This is a genomic window from Ornithinimicrobium humiphilum (assembly GCF_006716885.1).
In the GTDB taxonomy this organism is placed as follows: Bacteria; Actinomycetota; Actinomycetes; order Actinomycetales; family Dermatophilaceae; genus Ornithinicoccus; species Ornithinicoccus humiphilus.
This window is the reverse complement of the sequence record NZ_VFPU01000001.1, coordinates 1800565-1816561: the sequence shown is the minus strand read 5'-3', so window position 1 is coordinate 1816561 and position 15997 is coordinate 1800565. Positions and strand designations below refer to the sequence as shown.

The window sequence follows — 15997 nt, the reverse complement described above, 5'->3', positions numbered from 1 at the left end:
GCTAGGCCATCGCCGGCCCGGCCCGCGACGCCGACGCGCAGAACCGAGCCCGCGCGGTGCTCAGTCGAGCCACGACCGGCCGACGTGGACCTCGACGCCGTCTGGCAGGTGGCCCCTCTCCCCCGTCGCGGCTCGTCGGCACCAGTCCAGGAGCGTGTCGTGCGGGGTGTCGCTTCTTGTCCCTCCTGAGGCCCCACCGTCGGGGTGCCACTGGGCGAACCACCCCTGGCCGAGCAGCGCCACGAACGGTCCTCCGACGACGCGACCGACCGTGTCGTCGATGGCGTCCAGGAGGTCCTCCGACCCCCAGTCGCACGCGTCGCACCCGCAGTCCGGCACCGACATGAGGGTGATCCGCGGCTCGGCGGCGCTGATGTGGAGGACCGCGAGCGTCGACTGGTGCCCCGGCTGCGGCGCGTCCCGCTCGAGCAGCAGCAGGGGCAGCGTGTCCGGTCGACGCGGGACGAGCTTGGTGCCGCGGTCGAAGGACCCCTGGGACGGCTCCGTCCCGTCCAGCGGGGCGGCCGGTAGAGGGACGGTGTCGACGTCGAGCAGGTCGGTCAGGACGTCGATCCACACGCGGGCCCGGGCGTGGACGATGCGGTAGCGCTCCGGCGCGGTGACGCGGGAGTACTCCTCCTCGCGGGCCTCGGCCCCATCGGGATGAGGGTTCGGCCAGGAGGGCAGGTCGAGGCGGGCGTAGCGTGCAGCCACCTCGGCGCTCAGGTCACCCAACCCCGTCACGGTCGAGACCCTACGCCCCTCCGAGATCCGCGGCTGGAATCGTCAGGAGCAGGAGCCCCTCGCGACGAGGACCGGCTGACCAGCAGGTAGCGCTCGTCCTCGATGGTCTTGCCCCAGTAGACCGGCTCCGGCAGCGGACGCACCCAGACGTCCTTGAGCAGGGGGCGCACGATCTCCTCGCACTCCGCCGCCGTCAGACCGGCCCCCGTCGACCACCGGCCCTCCACGAGGACCACGACGCCGCCCGGACGCAGCAGCTCGACCCAGCGTGCGAACGCCTCGGCGGGGTCGGGCATCGCCCACAGGACGTGCCGGCTCAGCACCACGTCATACGCCCCGGGCTCGAGCGCAGGACGGGCGGCGTCCCCGACGACGAACTCCGCTTCCGGGACCTTCACCCTCGCCCGACGGATCATCTCCGGGGAGAGATCGAGCCCGTCGACGACATACCCCTCGTCGGTGAGCAGCCGCGTGAGCGTCCCGGTGCCACACCCGAGGTCGGCCACCCGTCCTGGAGCCGCGGGAAGGACCTCGAGCAGCAGCTCCCGCCACGCGGACCGCACCTGCGGATCCGCCAACCCGTGGTCCGGCTCGTCGTCGAAGTGCGCGGCCTCGTCGTCCCACAGGTCCCGGGTCATCCGGTCAACCTACCGAGGTAGGCCGTGGCCCCCGTCACGAGCTGGCGGAACCTCGCTGGGGCTGCCCCTCGAGCACCGTTCCCAGGCGGTCAAGGTCCTGTCGCAGACCCCGTCCGAGCATGATCCCGAGGACCGGCTCGAGAAGTCGTGACGCACCTGCGAGACGGACCTCCAGCGCGGCGGTCACGGCAGCCCCGTCCGGAGCCGCGTCCACCGTGTAGGAGCCGCCTCCGCGCCACGGCCCGTCCGTCAGCTGCCACCGGACGTGCCGTCCGGGGACGTGGTCGACGACGGTCCAGCCCATCGAGACCCGCTTGTCCCCCATCGCAACGCCGGTCAGGCCCTGCCGGCCGACGGCGAGCGGCCCGTCGGTCGTGTACGAGGACTCCACGACCGACCGGCGCCAGTGGACCTCGTTCGTCACGTCGGCCAGGTAGTCGAAGACCTCGTCGACCGGCCGACGCACCAGGTCGTCGCACGCCTCTTCATCCGTTCTCGCTCTCGTCCTGGCGCCGCCGCCGAGCCTGGCACGCACCCTGGGTGCCACACCGTAGCGGGCTGGGACCATCCGCGGGCGGCACGTGCGACACACTTCAGGAATGCCACTGATCCGCCGGTCCCCCGGAAAGGACCCCTTCGAGTCCGAGCTGGGCTTCTTCGACCATCGCGTCGGGCGTCTCCTGCACCACGGAGCCCAGGTGGGACATGTCGCATCGCACGTGCAGTGGGCCGGGGTGTTCCGGCTGCGTCCGCTCCCCACCTTCCTCATCACCTGGCACGACGGGTCGCACGAGCTCATCGCCGAGGACCCCCAGCCGTTCTCCCTGACGCGCGAGGTGCGGGCCGGCCGGCTGCCCTGGTTCGTCCGCCAGCACTCGATCCGGGAGGCCCTCGACCTCACCGGGGAGGACGAGACGGACTTCACGGTCGAGTGGCTGGACGACGCCGGGTCGGCCGCCCTCTGGCCCACGGTCGGCTTCCCCGAGGACCAGGGAGAGCTAGCCAGCCCGAGGTCCGACGAGGACTCCTAGATGGAGAACGGCGTCCACCACGTCGAGCTGTGGACCTGCGACCTCGCGGGTGCCGTGCCGTCGTTCGACTGGCTCCTCACCTCGATCGGCTGGCACGCCGAGGATGACCGGGACTGGCCGGCGGGACGGGTGTGGACCCACCCGAGCGGTGTCTACCTGGTGCTGGAGCAGTCCCCCGACGTCACCGGTGCCCACGAGCGCACCCGCGCCGGGATGAACCACCTGGCCCTTCGCGTCGCCGACCGCCACCAGCTCGACCGGCTGCGAGAGGACTGCGGCCGGCACGGTTGGACCGAGCTCTTCGCGGACCGCTACCCGCATGCCGGCGGACCGCAGCACACCGCCCTGTTCATCGAGAACCACGAGGGCTTCGAGCTGGAGCTGGTCGCCCCGGAGTGATTCCACCGGCGGAGCTGTCCTGGCCGCGGGGACGAACCCGTGGTCGGCCCCGACCCGTCGAGCCACGTGCCCTACCGTTGGGCCATGCTCCGACGCCTCGTCGCCCGCACCTTCTGGGCCGTCAGCCGGTGGAAGCTCGTCTCGGCGCCCGCGCCGGACCGCCCCACCGTCCTCGTCGGGGCGCCCCACACGTCCAACTGGGACTTCGTGCTGATGTTGGCGATCGCCTGGCGTCTGGGCATGGACTTCAGGTGGCTGGGCAAGCACACGCTCTTCAGCGGCTGGCGCGGTCCGATCATGCGTCGGCTGGGCGGCATACCCGTCGACCGGTCCAACCCCTTCCGGGTCGTCGACGAGGTGCTCGAGCGCATCCGCACGGGCGAGGTGTTCGGCCTCGTGGTCACCCCCGACGGCACCCGCAAGGGTCACACCCACTGGAAGTCGGGCTTCTACCGGATCGCGCAGGAGAGCGATATGCCGGTCACGCTCGGGTATGTGGATCGCACCACCATGACGACTGGTCTGGGTCCGACGATCGAGCTGACGGGGAACGTGTCGGCCGACATGGACCGCATCCGGGAGTTCTACGCCGACAAGGCCGGCTTCCGTCCGGAGAGCCGCGTCGAGCCCCGGCTGCGCGAGGAGTCGCGCGGGTCCTGAGGATCGCCGGGGCCCGTGCACCGCCGCCCTCCGTCGATCAGTAACGCGTGTGATCGGGCGCCGGGACAGGAATGACCCCTCCGGCGCGCACGGGGTCGACGACCGCCCGCCCGCGATCGTCGGCGCTGACCCTCCAGGCTCGACCCGTCCCGAGGACGTCCCACTGTTGACCTCGGGGGCGCACGGCAGTGTCCTCGTCAAGGGCCACGACGACCTCCGCACCTCGCTGCAGAACGATCGCGACGGCTCGGCCGACCGTCCCGGCCTGGGCGGCGTGCACCTCGACCACGCCGGGGACGAGACCGATCCCTTCGTCGAGGGAGACCTCGTCCAAGCCCTCCGACCACCCGACAGGGCAGACGTCGACCCCATCCACCCGGTGGCCCCCCACGAGTGCCCGGTCTCCGGCGATCATCGCGCCGGCCGAGAAGCCGAGGTAGGGACAGCCGACGGCGGCCATCGCGCGGATCTCGGGATAGACAGGGCGCAGCGCCGAGTGATACGCGGGGGTCGGGCCACCACCTACGACGAGCGCCTCGAACCTGGCCACGTCCGGGACGCCGTCCGCGAGCGGCACCACGTCGATCCGCCCGGCGAGCGCGGGCAGCAGGTTCGTGTAGTCGGGGGCGAACATTCTGGCGTTGTCGGCCGCACCTGCCAGGAGCAGGCCGACACGGGCGACTCCACGTTCCAGGCAGGCGTCGACGAACGGTTGGAGACAGGTCGAGCTGCGGGTGGTGTCCGGGCCGCCGCCCACGAGGACCGTGGTCATGCCCACAGTTCATCATCGGACCGTGGGTCCGCGCGCGAGGTCACTGCATCATCGCCGCGTGTGGCAGATCGTTCTCATGGGCGGCGACGCGTCAGCCGAGGTCGAGCTCGCGCAGGGGCTGACCGCCGTCGACGAACACCCGCCCACCCGAGGCCAGGGCGGCCCGGATGCGTTCCAGCGCCAAGGCCCCGGCGTCGGGGTGCCGACCGTCCAGGGCGCCCACCCGGACCGCGAACACCACGTCGAACGGGCCCTCCCCCGGCTCGGGCACGAACTCCTCGGCCGCGGCCTGACGGACGCTCATCCGGCCGGACGCGATCTCGCTGGCGGAGCTGGCACGCGTCTGCTCGACGGCCCTGGCCGAGCGGTCGATCGCGAGGATGCGCCCGTCGGTCAGCCGAGCGGCGACCGCGCGGGCCGCAGCGCCGGTCCCGCAGCCGATCTCCAGGACCCGGGAGTGCGGAATGATCGGCAGGGCGTCCACGACGGCTGCCAGGCGGGGCGAGAGGGCGGGCGCCACGCTCATCACAGTAGCGCTCACACCACAAGGTGACCCGGTGCCCCCGGATCAGCCCAGTGTCCGCTGGCTAGGCCTGCGGCTTCCAGACCGCGCGGCGCTGCGCCTCGTCCTCGCGCAGCTCCGCCACGGGTCGCAGGTCGACGTGCAGCTGCACCACCGACGGCCCGGCGGCGAAGCCCTCCGGCCGGATCGCGCCGTTGTGGGCGTACATCTCGATATCGTGGCCCTCCAGGCGCCAGAGCCAGCTGGGGCCCCGGCCCTCGGCCTCCGCGGTGGACTCCGATGGCGCTCCGTGGACGGTCGAGATCTCCTCGGCCAGGGCCGCCGCGGCCGATCGCACGTCTTCCCACTCAAGGTCGCTCCACAGCCACCACGACACGCCCGCGAACCGCCCGCGGTAGGTGCTCCATCCGACCTTCGCCGCGCCCCACGCCGGCAGCGTGGCGAAGTCCCAGGCGCCGCTGTCCTCCTCGCACGACGTCTCCTCGGCAGTCTCCGTCGACACGCCGAGCGACCCCAGCCACGGGATCCCGTCGTCGAGCCCGTCGGGCCACGTCGACCCGACGATCGCGGTGATCTGCGCTGCGACGTCCCCCGGCGTAGGCCTCATGCTTCCCAGACCCTAGCCCCCTGAACGGGCAGGATGGAGGGCTGGACGAAACACGCCCGAGCTCCAGCTCCCGCGTCGCGATCGAGGCCGGCGGGCGTCACCCGGTCGGGAAGAGCCGTGCGAGCTGGGCGTGGCCGACGGCCTCGAACGGCTCGTCCCCGACCGCGAAGGCCCACACGGCCGTGCCGACCGCCTCGGCGACGTTCATGCGTCGCCACATCCCCGGTTCGCGCGGGTCGCGACCATAACCCTCCCGGAAGGCCACCTCAAGCCGCTGGTCGCGCAGGAAGTCCTGACGAGCGAGCCGCACGAAGTCCTCCTCGGGCGGGCGGAGATCGAAGCGACCGAGATCGATCACCCGCAGCGTCCCGTCGTCGTCCAGCCAGTTGCGCGGCTGCCAGTCGCCGTGGGTGGGCACGACGGCGGCTCCCCCGCCGGGCCAGTCCTCGAGCTCCCGGCGAACTCGCGCCTCCACCTCCCCGTCGATCCGGTGGGGTCTCGCGAGGAAGTTGTCCACCCGCTGCCGGAGCCGGTCGTTCCAGTCCGGATCCACCTCTGCGTGCTGACTGTGGAAGGCCGCCAGCAACCGCCCCGCCTGCAGGTATGTCGTCGGGTCGTCCTGCGCGGACGTCCCCTCGACCAGACGCCCGGGGACGAACGACGTGACCAGGACCCGGGCGTCCTCGTCGGCGGCCACCATCCGGGCGGCCCGCCCCGCCTCCACCCATCGTGCGGTCCACCCCTGGTGGGCCCGGATCTCTCGCCCGATGTGACCGTTCGCGGGCCCGCCCGCCTTGACGACGACGTGACCACGGGCGGACCGGACCTCGAGCACCACTGTGTCGGTCTGGCCCCAGGTGTGGTCGGCGAGGACGCACCACTCCCCCAGCCACGTGTCGACGAGGGCCCGCTGCCGGGCCGTCAGGCGATCTGCGGGGTCGGTCACGGTCCCGACCCTAACCTCCGGGTCCGGACCCGCAGGCCCGTCTCAGCACTCCCAGTTGTAGGTGCGGACCTCCGTCGTCAACCAGGTCGACAGGTCGCCGCTGTCGGACTCGAAGCGCGCGAACCCGTCGGAGAAGACGGTGACGTCGCCCACGTCGTCGCCGGGCCCCGGGGCGACCACCCTAGGGGCCGAGACGTCGGTGACCACCATCAGGGCGTTCGCTCCCCCGGCGGTTCCGCCGTCGAGCTCGGCGTCCAGCGCGCGCTGCTCGTCGCGGTAGAGCTGGTACCAGGTGGTCCCGTCCAGCTCGAGGACCTCGTTGCCGCAGGCTGGGTAGAAGGGCACGTCTGCGTGCACCTCCCTGACCGTGACGCCCGAGCGCGGTCCCGCGGGGGGATCACCGCTGGTGGCCGTGCCGCACCCGGCGACCACGAGAACCGATGCCCACACCGTCACCGCCGCACCCGCTGTCCTCGCGTCCATACGCCTCAGACGTGCGACGGCAGTGCGATGTTCCCGGGCGCGTCCTGCCGACGACAAACGTTCTTTGAACACGTTCAAAACAGGTGTATGTTGCCCTCATGACCACCAAGGCGGAGCGCACGCGCGAGCTCCTCGTCGACACCGCCCTGCGGTTGTTCCGCGAGCGCGGCTACGAGGCGACGACGATGCGCCTGGTCGCCACCGAGGCCGGGGTCTCCCAGGGCTCCGCCTACTACTACTTCGACGGCAAGGACGCCTTCGTCCTCGAGCTCTACGCCCGCATCCAGGAGGAGCACCGTGAGCGCGCCCTGCCGCTGCTGCGCGAGGGGGCGTCGCTGGCCGACAACCTGCGCACGGTGCTGCATACCGGCCTCGACACCATGAGTCCATACCACTCCTTCGGGGCGACGATGCTGCACGTCGCACTCTCGCGGTCCTCGGCCGTGAGCCCGTTCTCGACGGAGTCCGGGCCGGCCCGCGCGGCCGCGACGGACCTCATGCGGCAGGTGCTCGCCGCCTCCCGCGGCACCCGGACGACCACCGTGCACCCGCGGCTGGCCGAGCTGCTGTGGATGGCCTACCTGGGGGTCACGCTGCACTGGGTCACCGACTCCTCCCCCCAGCAGCGCCGCACGCGGGAGCTGGCGGACGGCCTGGCGCCGATCATCTCGCGCGTGGTCTCCCTGAGCCGGCTGCCTGTCGGCCGGGGCCTGGCCGCCGACGTCTTCGCCCTGGTCGACCGGCTGGCGGCACCTTCCTCCGACAGGAGCGCCCCATGAGCACCGTCGTCCTCGCCGGGGCCTCCGGCTTCCTCGGGCAGCACCTCCGGCGGGCGTTCGCCGCCGAGGGGGTCGAGGTGCGCACCATCGGCCGCACCACGGGGGACGCGACGTGGGGCCAGGACCTGCGCCCGGTGCTGGAGGGCGCCGACGCCCTGGTCAACCTGGCCGGACGCTCGGTGAGCTGCCGCTACACCAGACGCACCGCTGACGAGATCTTCTCCTCGCGCACCGAGACCACCCGCGCCCTCGGAGAGGCGCTTGCGGGATGCACGTCTCCTCCCCCGGTCTGGATCAACGCCAGCACCGGCACGATCTACCGCGACGCCCGCGACCGCCCGCAGGACGAGGAGACCGGTGAGCTGGGCAGCGGTTTCTCGGTCGCCGTCGCCCGGGCCTGGGAGCGGGAGCTGTATGACGCCCCCACGCCGGTCCGCAAGGTCGCCCTCCGCATCGCCATCGTGCTCGGTCCGGACGGCGGCGCCCTCAGCCCGCTCGTCAACCTGGCACGCACCGGCTTCGGCGGGGCGCAGGGCGACGGGGCCCAGATGTTCAGCTGGGTCCACGTCGACGACGTCCACGGCGCGATCCGCCACGTGATGGACCGTCCCGACATCAGTGGTCCGGTCAATCTGGCGACGCCGCACCCCGTGACCAACGCCCAGCTCATGGCGGCCGTCCGGCGCCACCTGGGTGCGCCGGTCGGTCTCCCCCTGCCGGCGTGGTCCTTGCGTGCGGGCGCTCGGATCATCCGCACCGAGGAGGAGCTCGTCCTCAAGAGCCGCTGGGTCCACCCCGCGGTGCTGCTGCGCACCGGCTACGCCTTCCGCCACCCCACCCTCGACGAGGCGCTTGCGGCCATCGCTCCCCTGACCCGGTGGGGTCTGCTGCCGGTCCAGCTGGGCTGAGGCGCGACCGGGCCTTCAGGGAGCGTCGACGATCTCCCCGCTATGCGGTATGCCGTTCCCGAAGGTCAGGGGCAGCCCACGAGCGCGGCCGGGGTCGAGCTGGTCCATGACCTGCAGGTGCAGGTGCGGCTCGGTGCTGTTGCCCGAGTTGCCGCACCGGCCCAGCTCCTCGCCGGCGGCGACCTCCTGCCCCGGTCGCACGCCGACGCTGCCGTCGGCGAGGTGGCACAGCGCCACGAACACCCCGATGCGGACCTCTACGACGACGTGGTTGCCGGCGAGCGCCACCCACCCCCCGTGAGCCCGCCTGCCCTGCGTGAGGGCGTAGCCCACCGACGGCAGGCCGCGGTAGGCGTCATGGTCCGGCTCCCCGTCGTGGACCGCAGCGACCACGCCATCGGACGGGGCGAGCACCGGTCGTCCGAACCCGACGAAGGCCTGCGGCGGCTCCGGGCGCACCAGGCCCCGCAGCCCGAGGCGGGCGGACCGGCCCACCTCGTCCACGGGCACGAAGTCGATCGCGTAGGTGGTGGCGAAGAGGTGCGTGCCGTGGCTGGGCACGCGGTCGGCCGGGCTGTTCTGGACCAGCCAGCGGCCGGAGAAGGGAGGGGCGAGCTCGACCGGGCGCGTCACCGATCTCCCAGCTCCAGCGCCGTGAGGATCGTCGTCCCGCGTTCGGGGTCGGGCGCCCGCCGACCGGTCTCGCGGAAGCCGACCTTGTCCAGCACCCGCAGCGACGGGCCGTTCCAGTCCCACACGCTGGCCACGAGCCGCTCGTGCCCCGCCGCGCGCGCCGCGTCGACCACCGCGAGCGCCGCCTCGGTGGCGTAGCCCCTGCCCTGGTGCCCACGCAGCAGCTCGAAGGCCAGCTCGGGATCCTCGCCGTCATCGGTGGGGACGATGCCGCAGTAGCCGACGACCTCCCCGGTCTCCGCGACCTCCACGGCCAGCAGACCGGGCGGAGGTCCGACGGCGTCCTGGACCCGCCGAGCCAGGTCGGAGACGGTCGGCCGTCCCTCGGCGTCGATGCGCCGGTGCGGCGGCACGCGCGGGTCCCGCTCGCTCCACAGCTCGCGGAGGACCGCGGCGTCCCCCTCCTCCAGCGGCCTCAGGACCAGGCGGGCCGTGCGTAGCATCCGACCCCTACTCCAGCCAGGTCGTGACGAACTCGGGGTTGGCGTGGACGTGCACCGCCTCATACCCCTGCGGTCCGGTGGTGAACCGGTGCGGGGTGTCGGCGGGGACCACGAGCACCTGCCCCGCCCGTCCCTCGACGGTGTCCTCCCCGATCGTGAAGGTCGCCGAGCCGCGGCGGATGACGAAGGTCTCGGCGTAGGGGTGCTGGTGCAGGCGCGGCCCGACGCCGGCTCGGGTGGTGGACTCGAGGATGAGCGAGATCCCGACCCCACCCGGCAGTCGCTCGTAGTTGTCGGTCCACTCCTCGCCGTCGGACCGGCCGTCGGAGCGGTCGAGCACGGAGCCGGCCATCATGCGGACGGGGCGTCCTGGAAGGCCCGGACCTCGATCCGGCCACCGAGCGCCCGCGAGGCGCGTTCCGCCCAGTCGAGGGCGGTCTCCTGGTCGGCGACCTGGATCACCCAGAAGCCGCCGAGATACTCCGGCGCCTCGACGAACGGCCCGGGCGTCCGGGTCGTGGAGGCTTCCGTGGCCTCGACGGTGACCGCGCTCGAGGGCGGCATGAGCCCACCGGCGAAGACGAACGCGCCCGAGGACATCAGCTCCTCGAGGATCGCGCCGGTGGCCGCGAGCGCGGCCTCGAGCTCGGCCGGGTCCATGGTGGCCATGGTCGGCTCCTCGGCGGAGTCGTGGGGGACGGACAGCAGGTACTGGGTCATGCGAGGTCCGACCGGCCCCGGCGCCCGGACTCATCGGTCGGCGTCCCAGGTGCGCCGCACCGCGTGGTGCAGAGCCACCGACCCCCCGGTGAAGCGGCGGACCTCGCGCAGCTCCAGGTCGAGACGTATGCCGTGGGGCAGGGCGGGCTTGCCGCCACCCAGGACCACGGGCTGCACGACCAGCACGACCTCGTCGACGAGCCCGTGCCGGAAGGCCTCGGCCCCGAGCGCGGCGCCTCCGACGCTGAGGCCGCGGTCCGAGGTCTCCTTGAGCCGCCGAACGGCCTCGGGGTCGAAGGTGCGCTCGACGCGGGTCCGTGACGTGGTGGCCCCGGCGAGGGTGGTGGAGTAGACGACCTTGTCGGCGTCGCGCCAGATCTGGGCGTAGTCGAGGACCACCTGGGGCTGCCGATCCAGCCAGTCGTCCTCCTCCCAGACCCGCATCGCCTCCCACATGCGGCGGCCGTAGAGCGAGGTGCCGATGCGGCTCTCGTGCTCGTTCCAGAAGGCGTGGACCTCCTCGTCCGGCACGGACCAGTCCAGGGACCCCGCATCGTCCTCGAGGTAGCCGTCGAGCGAGACGTTGGCCGCGTAGACGAGCGTGCCCATGAGGTGCCTCCGCGGTCGGTGGAAGGTGCCAGGCTCGCAGCGCGAGGAGCGGACGGTCAAGACCCGGCACGCGCCGAGCACGGACGGGTACGGTGGGGTCCGACCGGTGCCGCGTGGCGCCGGTGGGCCGAGGGAGGCCGTCCAGCGTGGTCGTCCGTTTCATGCATCCCCCCGAGCAACCGCTCCGTCTCACGCAGCTGGCGGCCGCGCTGCGGCAGGCCAGGACGGTCGTCCAGTCCCGTCGGACGCCGCCGGCGGCCAAGGCCGAGCTCGCCGTGGCCAGGGCGGCCCTGCTGGACGCCGCGGAGGCCTACGTCGCCGAGCTCCACCTGCTCCGCATGCCGGTCCCGCCCCGCCTGCGCGACGAGCTGCGCCTGCTGCGCAGCTGCCGCAACGACTAGCTCGGTCAGCGGCCGTTCGTCCGTCAGGGGTCGCGGTTCTTCGCGATGGCGACGCGCATCCGCGCCCAGAAGCCCGTGCCCTCGACCTCGAAGAACCACCCGGGACGGCTCTGGACCTCCTCCAGGTGCTGCAGGGGTGCCTTGGTCCCCAGCGGTGCGCACTGGGCGGCGATCTCGCGCAGCGCGGCGGCGTCCTTGGCGTCGCGGCGGCCGAGGTACTCCTCCCCCGTGTGGAGGAAGAGCTCGGCGGCGGTCTCGCCCGGGAAGACCTGGACGTAGTACTGCTTGCGGAAGATGACGTTGTCGGAGAAGCCGATGCCCCGGCTGTCGCGCTCGCCGACGTAGACGTCGAGCCGGAAGACCATGCCGTAGGCCTGCTCGCTCGGCGTCGCCCGTCCGTCGATCCACCCCTCCCAGATCAGCCGGTCCCGACCGGCCCACCCCGTCGTCCGGTCCCCCGGGGCGGACAACGGCCTGGCCAGCTCGGTCGCGAGGTCGCCCAGGTCGTCGTCGAGGGCCTGGGAGGCGAAGGGCCCGTAGCAGTTCTCGGCCTCGGCGCTCTGGTGGAAGAGCTCGAAGTCGACGTAGCGCGGCTTGATGCTCACGCCGAAGTAGAACTCGCTGTCGCCGAACCAGTCCTTGCCGCGTCGGACGTCCGCCTCCTCCAGCCACAGCGACACCTTGTGGGTGCCGTGGAGGAAGCGCATGGCGATCTCGTAGGTCTCGCGCGAGTTCACGATCGAGTCGGCCCCGCCGTGGCTCTTGTGCACGAAGGTCCGAGGGGCCCCGGGCAGCTGCGCGGAGGCCTGCTTGACGAGACCGTCGCTGCGGTTGGTGGCCAGGGAGCCCTCGTCGAGCAAACGTGGAGAGGCGGTTGAGCACGCTCGCCGGGCGCACGCCATACGCCCGGTAGTTGGTGCCGACCACGGTGAGGATGCGCTCGGGAGGAAAGACCTCGAGCAGCTCCAGGTGTCGGACGCTGTCCGGGGAGAAGCCGACGAGCTCGTCGGCGCCGCCCCGCACACCGGGCAGTGCCTCGAGCAACCACCGGGGCATGCCCTGGAAGGCGATCCCGCGGTGGGGCGTCCCGAGCGTGACGACCCGGTGGACCAGGGTGCGCGCCGAGCCCTCCTCCTGCGCGTCCATCTGCAGCAGCGCCTCGCGCATCACGAGCCCGCCCATGCTGTGGCAGACGAGGTCCACCCCGTCGAAGGAGCCGGGCCCGGTGCGCTCGACGGCCTGCCGGATGAGGGTGACGAGCCGCACCAGGCCTGCGCCGTAGGTCGCCAGCGAGCGCGGCGAGAGGTCGTAGAACCGGTAGACCCACAGTGTGCCGAGCGCCGCCTCCTGGAGCACGCGCCGCGCGACCTCGTGGTCGATGACGACCGTGCCGCTGGTCTCCCCCTCGCCCCAGCCGTCGAGGTCGCCGCCAGGCGAGGTGACGGGGCTGGAGTAGTAGCCGACGACGTTGGTCGCGTCCCGGTAGGGGTAGTCGCCTGACTTCATGGCGCGCAGCAGGAAGCCCTCGTAGATGTAGTTGTCGCCGCGCCGCCCCGGGTAGACGGTGCCCTCGTTGAAGCCCTGGTAGGCGTTCGCCTGCTCCGCGCTGACGTCCAGCCCTCCGAAGCCGCGCACCAGGATCAGCGGTCGGATCGTGGTCCCACCCATGACGGCCCTCCCCTGCTCGCCCCGGATGGTGCCGGTCTACCAGCGCCTCGCCGAGGGCGGGTATGGGTAGTTGTGCCCATGGACAGCGGGCGCGCGCCGGAGGACACTACGTCCTCGTGGTCAGGGCACGACGAGGTGCTGGTGCCCGTCGATGCCCTCCCGCGCCAGGTCGAGGTGGCCGGCGTGCGTGGTGGTCTCCACGAGGAGGCGCAGGAGGCAGGCCCGGGCGTCCGCGAACGGCGGGAACGGGAAGACGTCCTGCGGGGGCCACCAGCGCGCCGGGGCGTCGAGGTCGACCTCGGCGAGGAGGGCGTCCGTGCGGCTGACCCAGCGGCGGTAGCCCTCGACGGCCTCGGCCCCCGTGGTGACCGGCAGCCGCCAGCCGTCCTGGATCTCCGCCGCCGCCTCCTCGTCGCCCCCGAGGATCGCGCAGCCCCAGAAGATCTCGTCGTCGTAGGTGAGGTGGTGCAGGAGCTGGGCGATCGACCAACCCGAGGGCGCCACGGGTCGCGTCAGGTCGTCCTCGTCGAGGCCGTCCACGGCCGCGAGCACGTGCCCGCGCGCCTCCGCGAGATGGGCGAGGAGCGCCGTCAGCTCTGCGGTCATGCGGTGCACCGTACGCCACCTCGTGGGACTGTGAGCCGGGTCAGCCCAGGGGATGGGCGGCGTAGACGTAGCCGTCCTCCCAGCTCCCCGACGGCGCGGTCCGCAGCAGGATCATGCCGTCGCCGAGGAAGGAGACGATCTCGTGACCGGCAGGTCCGCTGATCGCGACCTCGCCGTCCCGGACGAGGGCGACGCCCGTCATCTGGTCCCAGTCCGAGTAGTCACCCTCGAGGGCCAGCAGCGCCTGCAGACCGTCGTCCCGGACGCTGGCCGCCCAGCCGTCCACGCCCTCGACGGCCTCGTAGCACGTGACAGACCCGTCGACGAGGTCGATGAGGTCGCCGGAGAGCATCGTGGAGCTCCGGTCGGCGTGGACGGAGGGCACGAACGGAAGGGTGCCAGGCTCGTCCATCGGAGCGCAGGTGCCGCCCTCCCCCACCGGTCCGTCGGCCCCCACGACCTGGATCGTCCCGTCCACGTGGTTGATCCACAGGTCCTCGGTCACCCGGTGCGTCCCCTTCCGGTCCGAGTCGTCGTAGGGGTCGTCCACGGCGGTGGTGGCGTCGTCGTCGATGACCATGAGGAGCCCGGTCGGCGTGACGTCGTTGCCCAGCCACAGCTGGTCCAGGCTCGCGGGCTCGGAGGCGTAGGTCCCGGCCGGCACCTCGGTCGTCGAGGTGGCGAGGTCCTCACCGGTGGCGGGGTCGACGACCGCCACGACCAGGAGGCTGGTGCTCGACCCGGCAGGTGTCCCGGTCCAGGCCAGCCGGACGGTCCGGTGTCCCTTGACCGCCATCGCCCTCACGTCCGTGGCCTCGGCGAGGTCCTCCGGCACCACCATCGGCCGCTGCCACACCTGCGTGCCGTCGGCCGCGCGGCCGACGACGATGGTCGCGACGTCCTCGCCACGGGTGAAGACGGCGACGTCGTCGTAGACGTCGACCAGGTCCCCGGTCTCGGTCCAGGAGGCCGTCTGCGCGATGGTGGGGATGTCGAGAGCCTCGGGGGCCGCCTCGCCCGCCTCCTCGCCCCTGTCCTCGGCGGGGTCCTCGGCAGCCTCGGGCTCGGTGTCGGTCCCGGTCCCGGCCGGCTCCACCGTCACGGCGCTGGTGTCCGTGATCGGCGCCTCGGCGGCGCCACCGTCCTGCTGCGTCCCGCAGCCGGAGGTGAGCACCAGGGCGGCGGTCAGAGCGGTGGGAAGAGCAAGGGTGCGGAGCTGGCGGTTCATCGGGTCCCCCTCGGGTGAGTCGCATCGTTGCGTTGTGCTCCTGAAGACGCCGCCCTCCCCCAGATCGGTTGTGTGATGTGTGCCACATCAGCGGTCGGCCATTGTTTCGACAAACTGTCGGGACACGGTAGGGTCCCGCCTCATGGACGTCGCTCACTCTGCCGCCCTCTTCCTCCACATCCTTGGCGCCGCCGCGCTCGTCGGAGGCTGGTTCGCCACCTACCGCAGGCCCACCGTGCTGCAGGTGCAGCTCTGGGGAGCCTGGGTGCAGCTCGTCACGGGCGTCCTGCTCGTCGGCCTGATCGAGATGGGCGAGGACGGCCACGTCAACAACGTCAAGATCACCGTCAAGCTGGTCGTCCTCGTCGGCGCCCTCGTCGCGGCCATCCTCGGACGCCGCAAGGTCAAGGCCGGCCAGGAGGTCTCGGTCGGTCTCGCCCACGCCGTCGGCGGGCTGGCGCTGCTCAACATCGCGATCGCCGTCTTCTGGTGACCCGTCGCGGCGTCGGCCGCCTAGGCTGACGGCGTGCCTCAGCCGCGCGTCGTCGCCGTCAGCCGCGATGCCGAGCACCGCTTCAGCAAGGTGCCGGTCGGCTCCATCACGCTCGTGGAGGGGCTCGGGGTCGTCGACGACGCCCACGCGGGGTCTACGGTGCAGCACCGCTCCCGGGTGAGGCGCGACCCGACGCAGCCCAACCTCCGTCAGGTGCACCTGATCCCCGTCGAGCTCTTCGCCGACGCGGCGAAGGCCGGCCACCCGCTGGGACCCGGCGATCTGGGCGAGAACGTCCTGACCGCCGGTCTCGACCTCGTCGCCCTTCCCGAGGACACCCGGCTGAGAGTCGGGAATGCGGTGCTGCGGGTGACCGGGCTGCGCAACCCCTGCGCGCAGATCAACACCTTCCGACCGGGCCTGCTCAAGGTCGTGCTGTTCCGCGGCGACGGCACCCCCCTCGACCGTCCCGCTCCGGGCACGGGGGCTCCGGGGGCGGCCTCGGCACACGTCATACGCAGGGCCGGGGTGATGTCAGTCGTGGAGCGCGGCGGTGAGGTCCGTGCGGGCGACCCGGTCGAGGTGGAGCTGCCCGCCGGGCCGCACCGCCCGCTGCGACCCGTCTGACGACGTCCGGGGTGGCACT

General features: G+C 72.4%; 24 protein-coding genes and 1 pseudogene. 8 read left to right on the top strand and 17 right to left on the bottom strand.

Annotated features, from left to right (window positions below; all coding sequences use genetic code 11):
* Window positions 1-60: 60 nt before the first annotated feature.
* The 3 genes from FB476_RS08575 to FB476_RS16450 are packed head-to-tail and all read right to left on the bottom strand — an operon-like array spanning window position 61 to window position 1848.
* Window positions 61-744, bottom strand: a complete 684-nt coding sequence (locus FB476_RS08575) for a DUF6226 family protein (RefSeq protein WP_141818394.1) — start codon at window positions 742-744, stop codon at window positions 61-63.
* On the bottom strand, window positions 741-1382 hold the full coding sequence (locus tag FB476_RS08570) for a class I SAM-dependent methyltransferase (RefSeq protein ID WP_141818393.1): 642 nt from the start codon (window positions 1380-1382) through the stop codon (window positions 741-743). The genes FB476_RS08575 and FB476_RS08570 overlap by 4 nt, the downstream gene beginning before the upstream one ends.
* A gap of 34 nt (window positions 1383-1416) precedes the next feature.
* Window positions 1417-1848 carry an SRPBCC family protein gene (locus tag FB476_RS16450; protein WP_170233581.1) on the bottom strand — a complete coding sequence of 144 codons (432 nt, stop codon included), beginning with the start codon at window positions 1846-1848 and terminating at the stop codon, window positions 1417-1419.
* A 133-nt stretch (window positions 1849-1981) separates the two neighbouring features.
* On the opposite strand from FB476_RS16450, the gene FB476_RS08560 reads away from it, so the two are divergent.
* The 3 genes from FB476_RS08560 to FB476_RS08550 all read left to right on the top strand — a co-directional run bounded on the left by FB476_RS08560 (window position 1982) and on the right by FB476_RS08550 (window position 3472).
* Window positions 1982-2413 (top strand): hypothetical protein, encoded by a 432-nt coding sequence (locus FB476_RS08560; RefSeq protein WP_170233580.1) that lies wholly within the window; start codon window positions 1982-1984, stop codon window positions 2411-2413.
* Window positions 2414-2812 carry a VOC family protein gene (locus tag FB476_RS08555; protein ID WP_141818390.1) on the top strand — a complete coding sequence of 133 codons (399 nt, stop codon included), beginning with the start codon at window positions 2414-2416 and terminating at the stop codon, window positions 2810-2812.
* 84 nt (window positions 2813-2896) lie between these two features.
* Window positions 2897-3472, top strand: coding sequence for a 1-acyl-sn-glycerol-3-phosphate acyltransferase (locus FB476_RS08550; protein WP_141818389.1), 576 nt, complete (start codon window positions 2897-2899; stop codon window positions 3470-3472).
* 37 nt (window positions 3473-3509) lie between these two features.
* Here FB476_RS08550 and FB476_RS08545 read toward each other — a convergent pair whose 3' ends face one another.
* From FB476_RS08545 to FB476_RS08525, 5 genes are all read right to left on the bottom strand, one after another.
* A complete protein-coding gene (locus FB476_RS08545) occupies window positions 3510-4244 on the bottom strand; it encodes a type 1 glutamine amidotransferase family protein (protein WP_141818388.1) in 735 nt (244 codons plus the stop codon).
* A 91-nt stretch (window positions 4245-4335) separates the two neighbouring features.
* Complete coding sequence (locus FB476_RS08540; RefSeq protein ID WP_238329626.1) at window positions 4336-4785, bottom strand: SAM-dependent methyltransferase; 450 nt, start codon at window positions 4783-4785, stop codon at window positions 4336-4338.
* 46 nt (window positions 4786-4831) lie between these two features.
* Window positions 4832-5374, bottom strand: coding sequence for a hypothetical protein (locus FB476_RS08535; RefSeq protein WP_141818387.1), 543 nt, complete (start codon window positions 5372-5374; stop codon window positions 4832-4834).
* Window positions 5375-5471: 97 nt separating this feature from the next.
* The gene (locus tag FB476_RS08530) at window positions 5472-6320 is read right to left on the bottom strand and encodes an aminoglycoside phosphotransferase family protein (RefSeq protein WP_141818386.1); all 849 of its coding nucleotides are present in this window, start codon (window positions 6318-6320) and stop codon (window positions 5472-5474) included.
* Between the two features lie 42 nt (window positions 6321-6362).
* Complete coding sequence (locus FB476_RS08525; RefSeq protein WP_141818385.1) at window positions 6363-6665, bottom strand: hypothetical protein; 303 nt, start codon at window positions 6663-6665, stop codon at window positions 6363-6365.
* A gap of 236 nt (window positions 6666-6901) precedes the next feature.
* Between FB476_RS08525 and FB476_RS08520 the strand changes: the two genes are divergently transcribed.
* Both FB476_RS08520 and FB476_RS08515 read left to right on the top strand, forming a co-directional pair.
* Window positions 6902-7582 carry a TetR/AcrR family transcriptional regulator gene (locus FB476_RS08520; RefSeq protein WP_141818384.1) on the top strand — a complete coding sequence of 227 codons (681 nt, stop codon included), beginning with the start codon at window positions 6902-6904 and terminating at the stop codon, window positions 7580-7582.
* Window positions 7579-8490, top strand: a complete 912-nt coding sequence (locus FB476_RS08515) for a TIGR01777 family oxidoreductase (protein WP_141818383.1) — start codon at window positions 7579-7581, stop codon at window positions 8488-8490. Before FB476_RS08520 ends, FB476_RS08515 begins: the two co-directional genes overlap by 4 nt.
* A gap of 15 nt (window positions 8491-8505) precedes the next feature.
* Here the strand turns inward: FB476_RS08515 and FB476_RS08510 are convergent, their stop codons facing one another.
* From FB476_RS08510 to FB476_RS08490, 5 genes are read right to left on the bottom strand one after another with little or no spacing between them, the layout of a single operon-like run.
* Window positions 8506-9123 (bottom strand): M23 family metallopeptidase, encoded by a 618-nt coding sequence (locus FB476_RS08510; RefSeq protein ID WP_141818382.1) that lies wholly within the window; start codon window positions 9121-9123, stop codon window positions 8506-8508.
* Complete coding sequence (locus FB476_RS08505) at window positions 9120-9626, bottom strand: GNAT family N-acetyltransferase (protein WP_141818381.1); 507 nt, start codon at window positions 9624-9626, stop codon at window positions 9120-9122. Before FB476_RS08505 ends, FB476_RS08510 begins: the two co-directional genes overlap by 4 nt.
* 7 nt (window positions 9627-9633) lie before the next feature.
* On the bottom strand, window positions 9634-9981 hold the full coding sequence (locus FB476_RS08500; RefSeq protein ID WP_238329625.1) for a cupin domain-containing protein: 348 nt from the start codon (window positions 9979-9981) through the stop codon (window positions 9634-9636).
* The gene (locus FB476_RS08495) at window positions 9978-10346 is read right to left on the bottom strand and encodes a YciI family protein (RefSeq protein WP_141818380.1); all 369 of its coding nucleotides are present in this window, start codon (window positions 10344-10346) and stop codon (window positions 9978-9980) included. Before FB476_RS08495 ends, FB476_RS08500 begins: the two co-directional genes overlap by 4 nt.
* Window positions 10347-10376: 30 nt before the next feature.
* On the bottom strand, window positions 10377-10955 hold the full coding sequence (locus FB476_RS08490; RefSeq protein WP_141818379.1) for a dihydrofolate reductase family protein: 579 nt from the start codon (window positions 10953-10955) through the stop codon (window positions 10377-10379).
* A gap of 161 nt (window positions 10956-11116) precedes the next feature.
* Here FB476_RS08490 and FB476_RS08485 point away from each other — a divergent pair, with 161 nt between their 5' ends.
* Window positions 11117-11356 (top strand): hypothetical protein, encoded by a 240-nt coding sequence (locus tag FB476_RS08485; RefSeq protein ID WP_141818378.1) that lies wholly within the window; start codon window positions 11117-11119, stop codon window positions 11354-11356.
* Between the two features lie 23 nt (window positions 11357-11379).
* Here the strand turns inward: FB476_RS08485 and FB476_RS08480 are convergent, their stop codons facing one another.
* The 4 genes and pseudogenes from FB476_RS08480 to FB476_RS08465 all read right to left on the bottom strand — a co-directional run bounded on the left by FB476_RS08480 (window position 11380) and on the right by FB476_RS08465 (window position 14858).
* On the bottom strand, window positions 11380-12216 hold the full coding sequence (locus FB476_RS08480; protein ID WP_141818377.1) for a hypothetical protein: 837 nt from the start codon (window positions 12214-12216) through the stop codon (window positions 11380-11382).
* Window positions 12217-12427: 211 nt separating this feature from the next.
* Window positions 12428-12862: pseudogene (locus FB476_RS17235) on the bottom strand (esterase/lipase family protein); the annotation flags it as partial.
* A 282-nt stretch (window positions 12863-13144) separates the two neighbouring features.
* Window positions 13145-13630 carry a DinB family protein gene (locus FB476_RS08470; RefSeq protein WP_141818376.1) on the bottom strand — a complete coding sequence of 162 codons (486 nt, stop codon included), beginning with the start codon at window positions 13628-13630 and terminating at the stop codon, window positions 13145-13147.
* A 40-nt stretch (window positions 13631-13670) separates the two neighbouring features.
* Complete coding sequence (locus tag FB476_RS08465; RefSeq protein WP_141818375.1) at window positions 13671-14858, bottom strand: hypothetical protein; 1188 nt, start codon at window positions 14856-14858, stop codon at window positions 13671-13673.
* A gap of 142 nt (window positions 14859-15000) precedes the next feature.
* Here FB476_RS08465 and FB476_RS08460 point away from each other — a divergent pair, with 142 nt between their 5' ends.
* On the top strand, window positions 15001-15351 hold the full coding sequence (locus tag FB476_RS08460) for a hypothetical protein (RefSeq protein WP_141818374.1): 351 nt from the start codon (window positions 15001-15003) through the stop codon (window positions 15349-15351).
* Between the two features lie 33 nt (window positions 15352-15384).
* Complete coding sequence (locus FB476_RS08455; protein ID WP_141818373.1) at window positions 15385-15978, top strand: MOSC domain-containing protein; 594 nt, start codon at window positions 15385-15387, stop codon at window positions 15976-15978.
* Window positions 15979-15997: the final 19 nt, after the last annotated feature.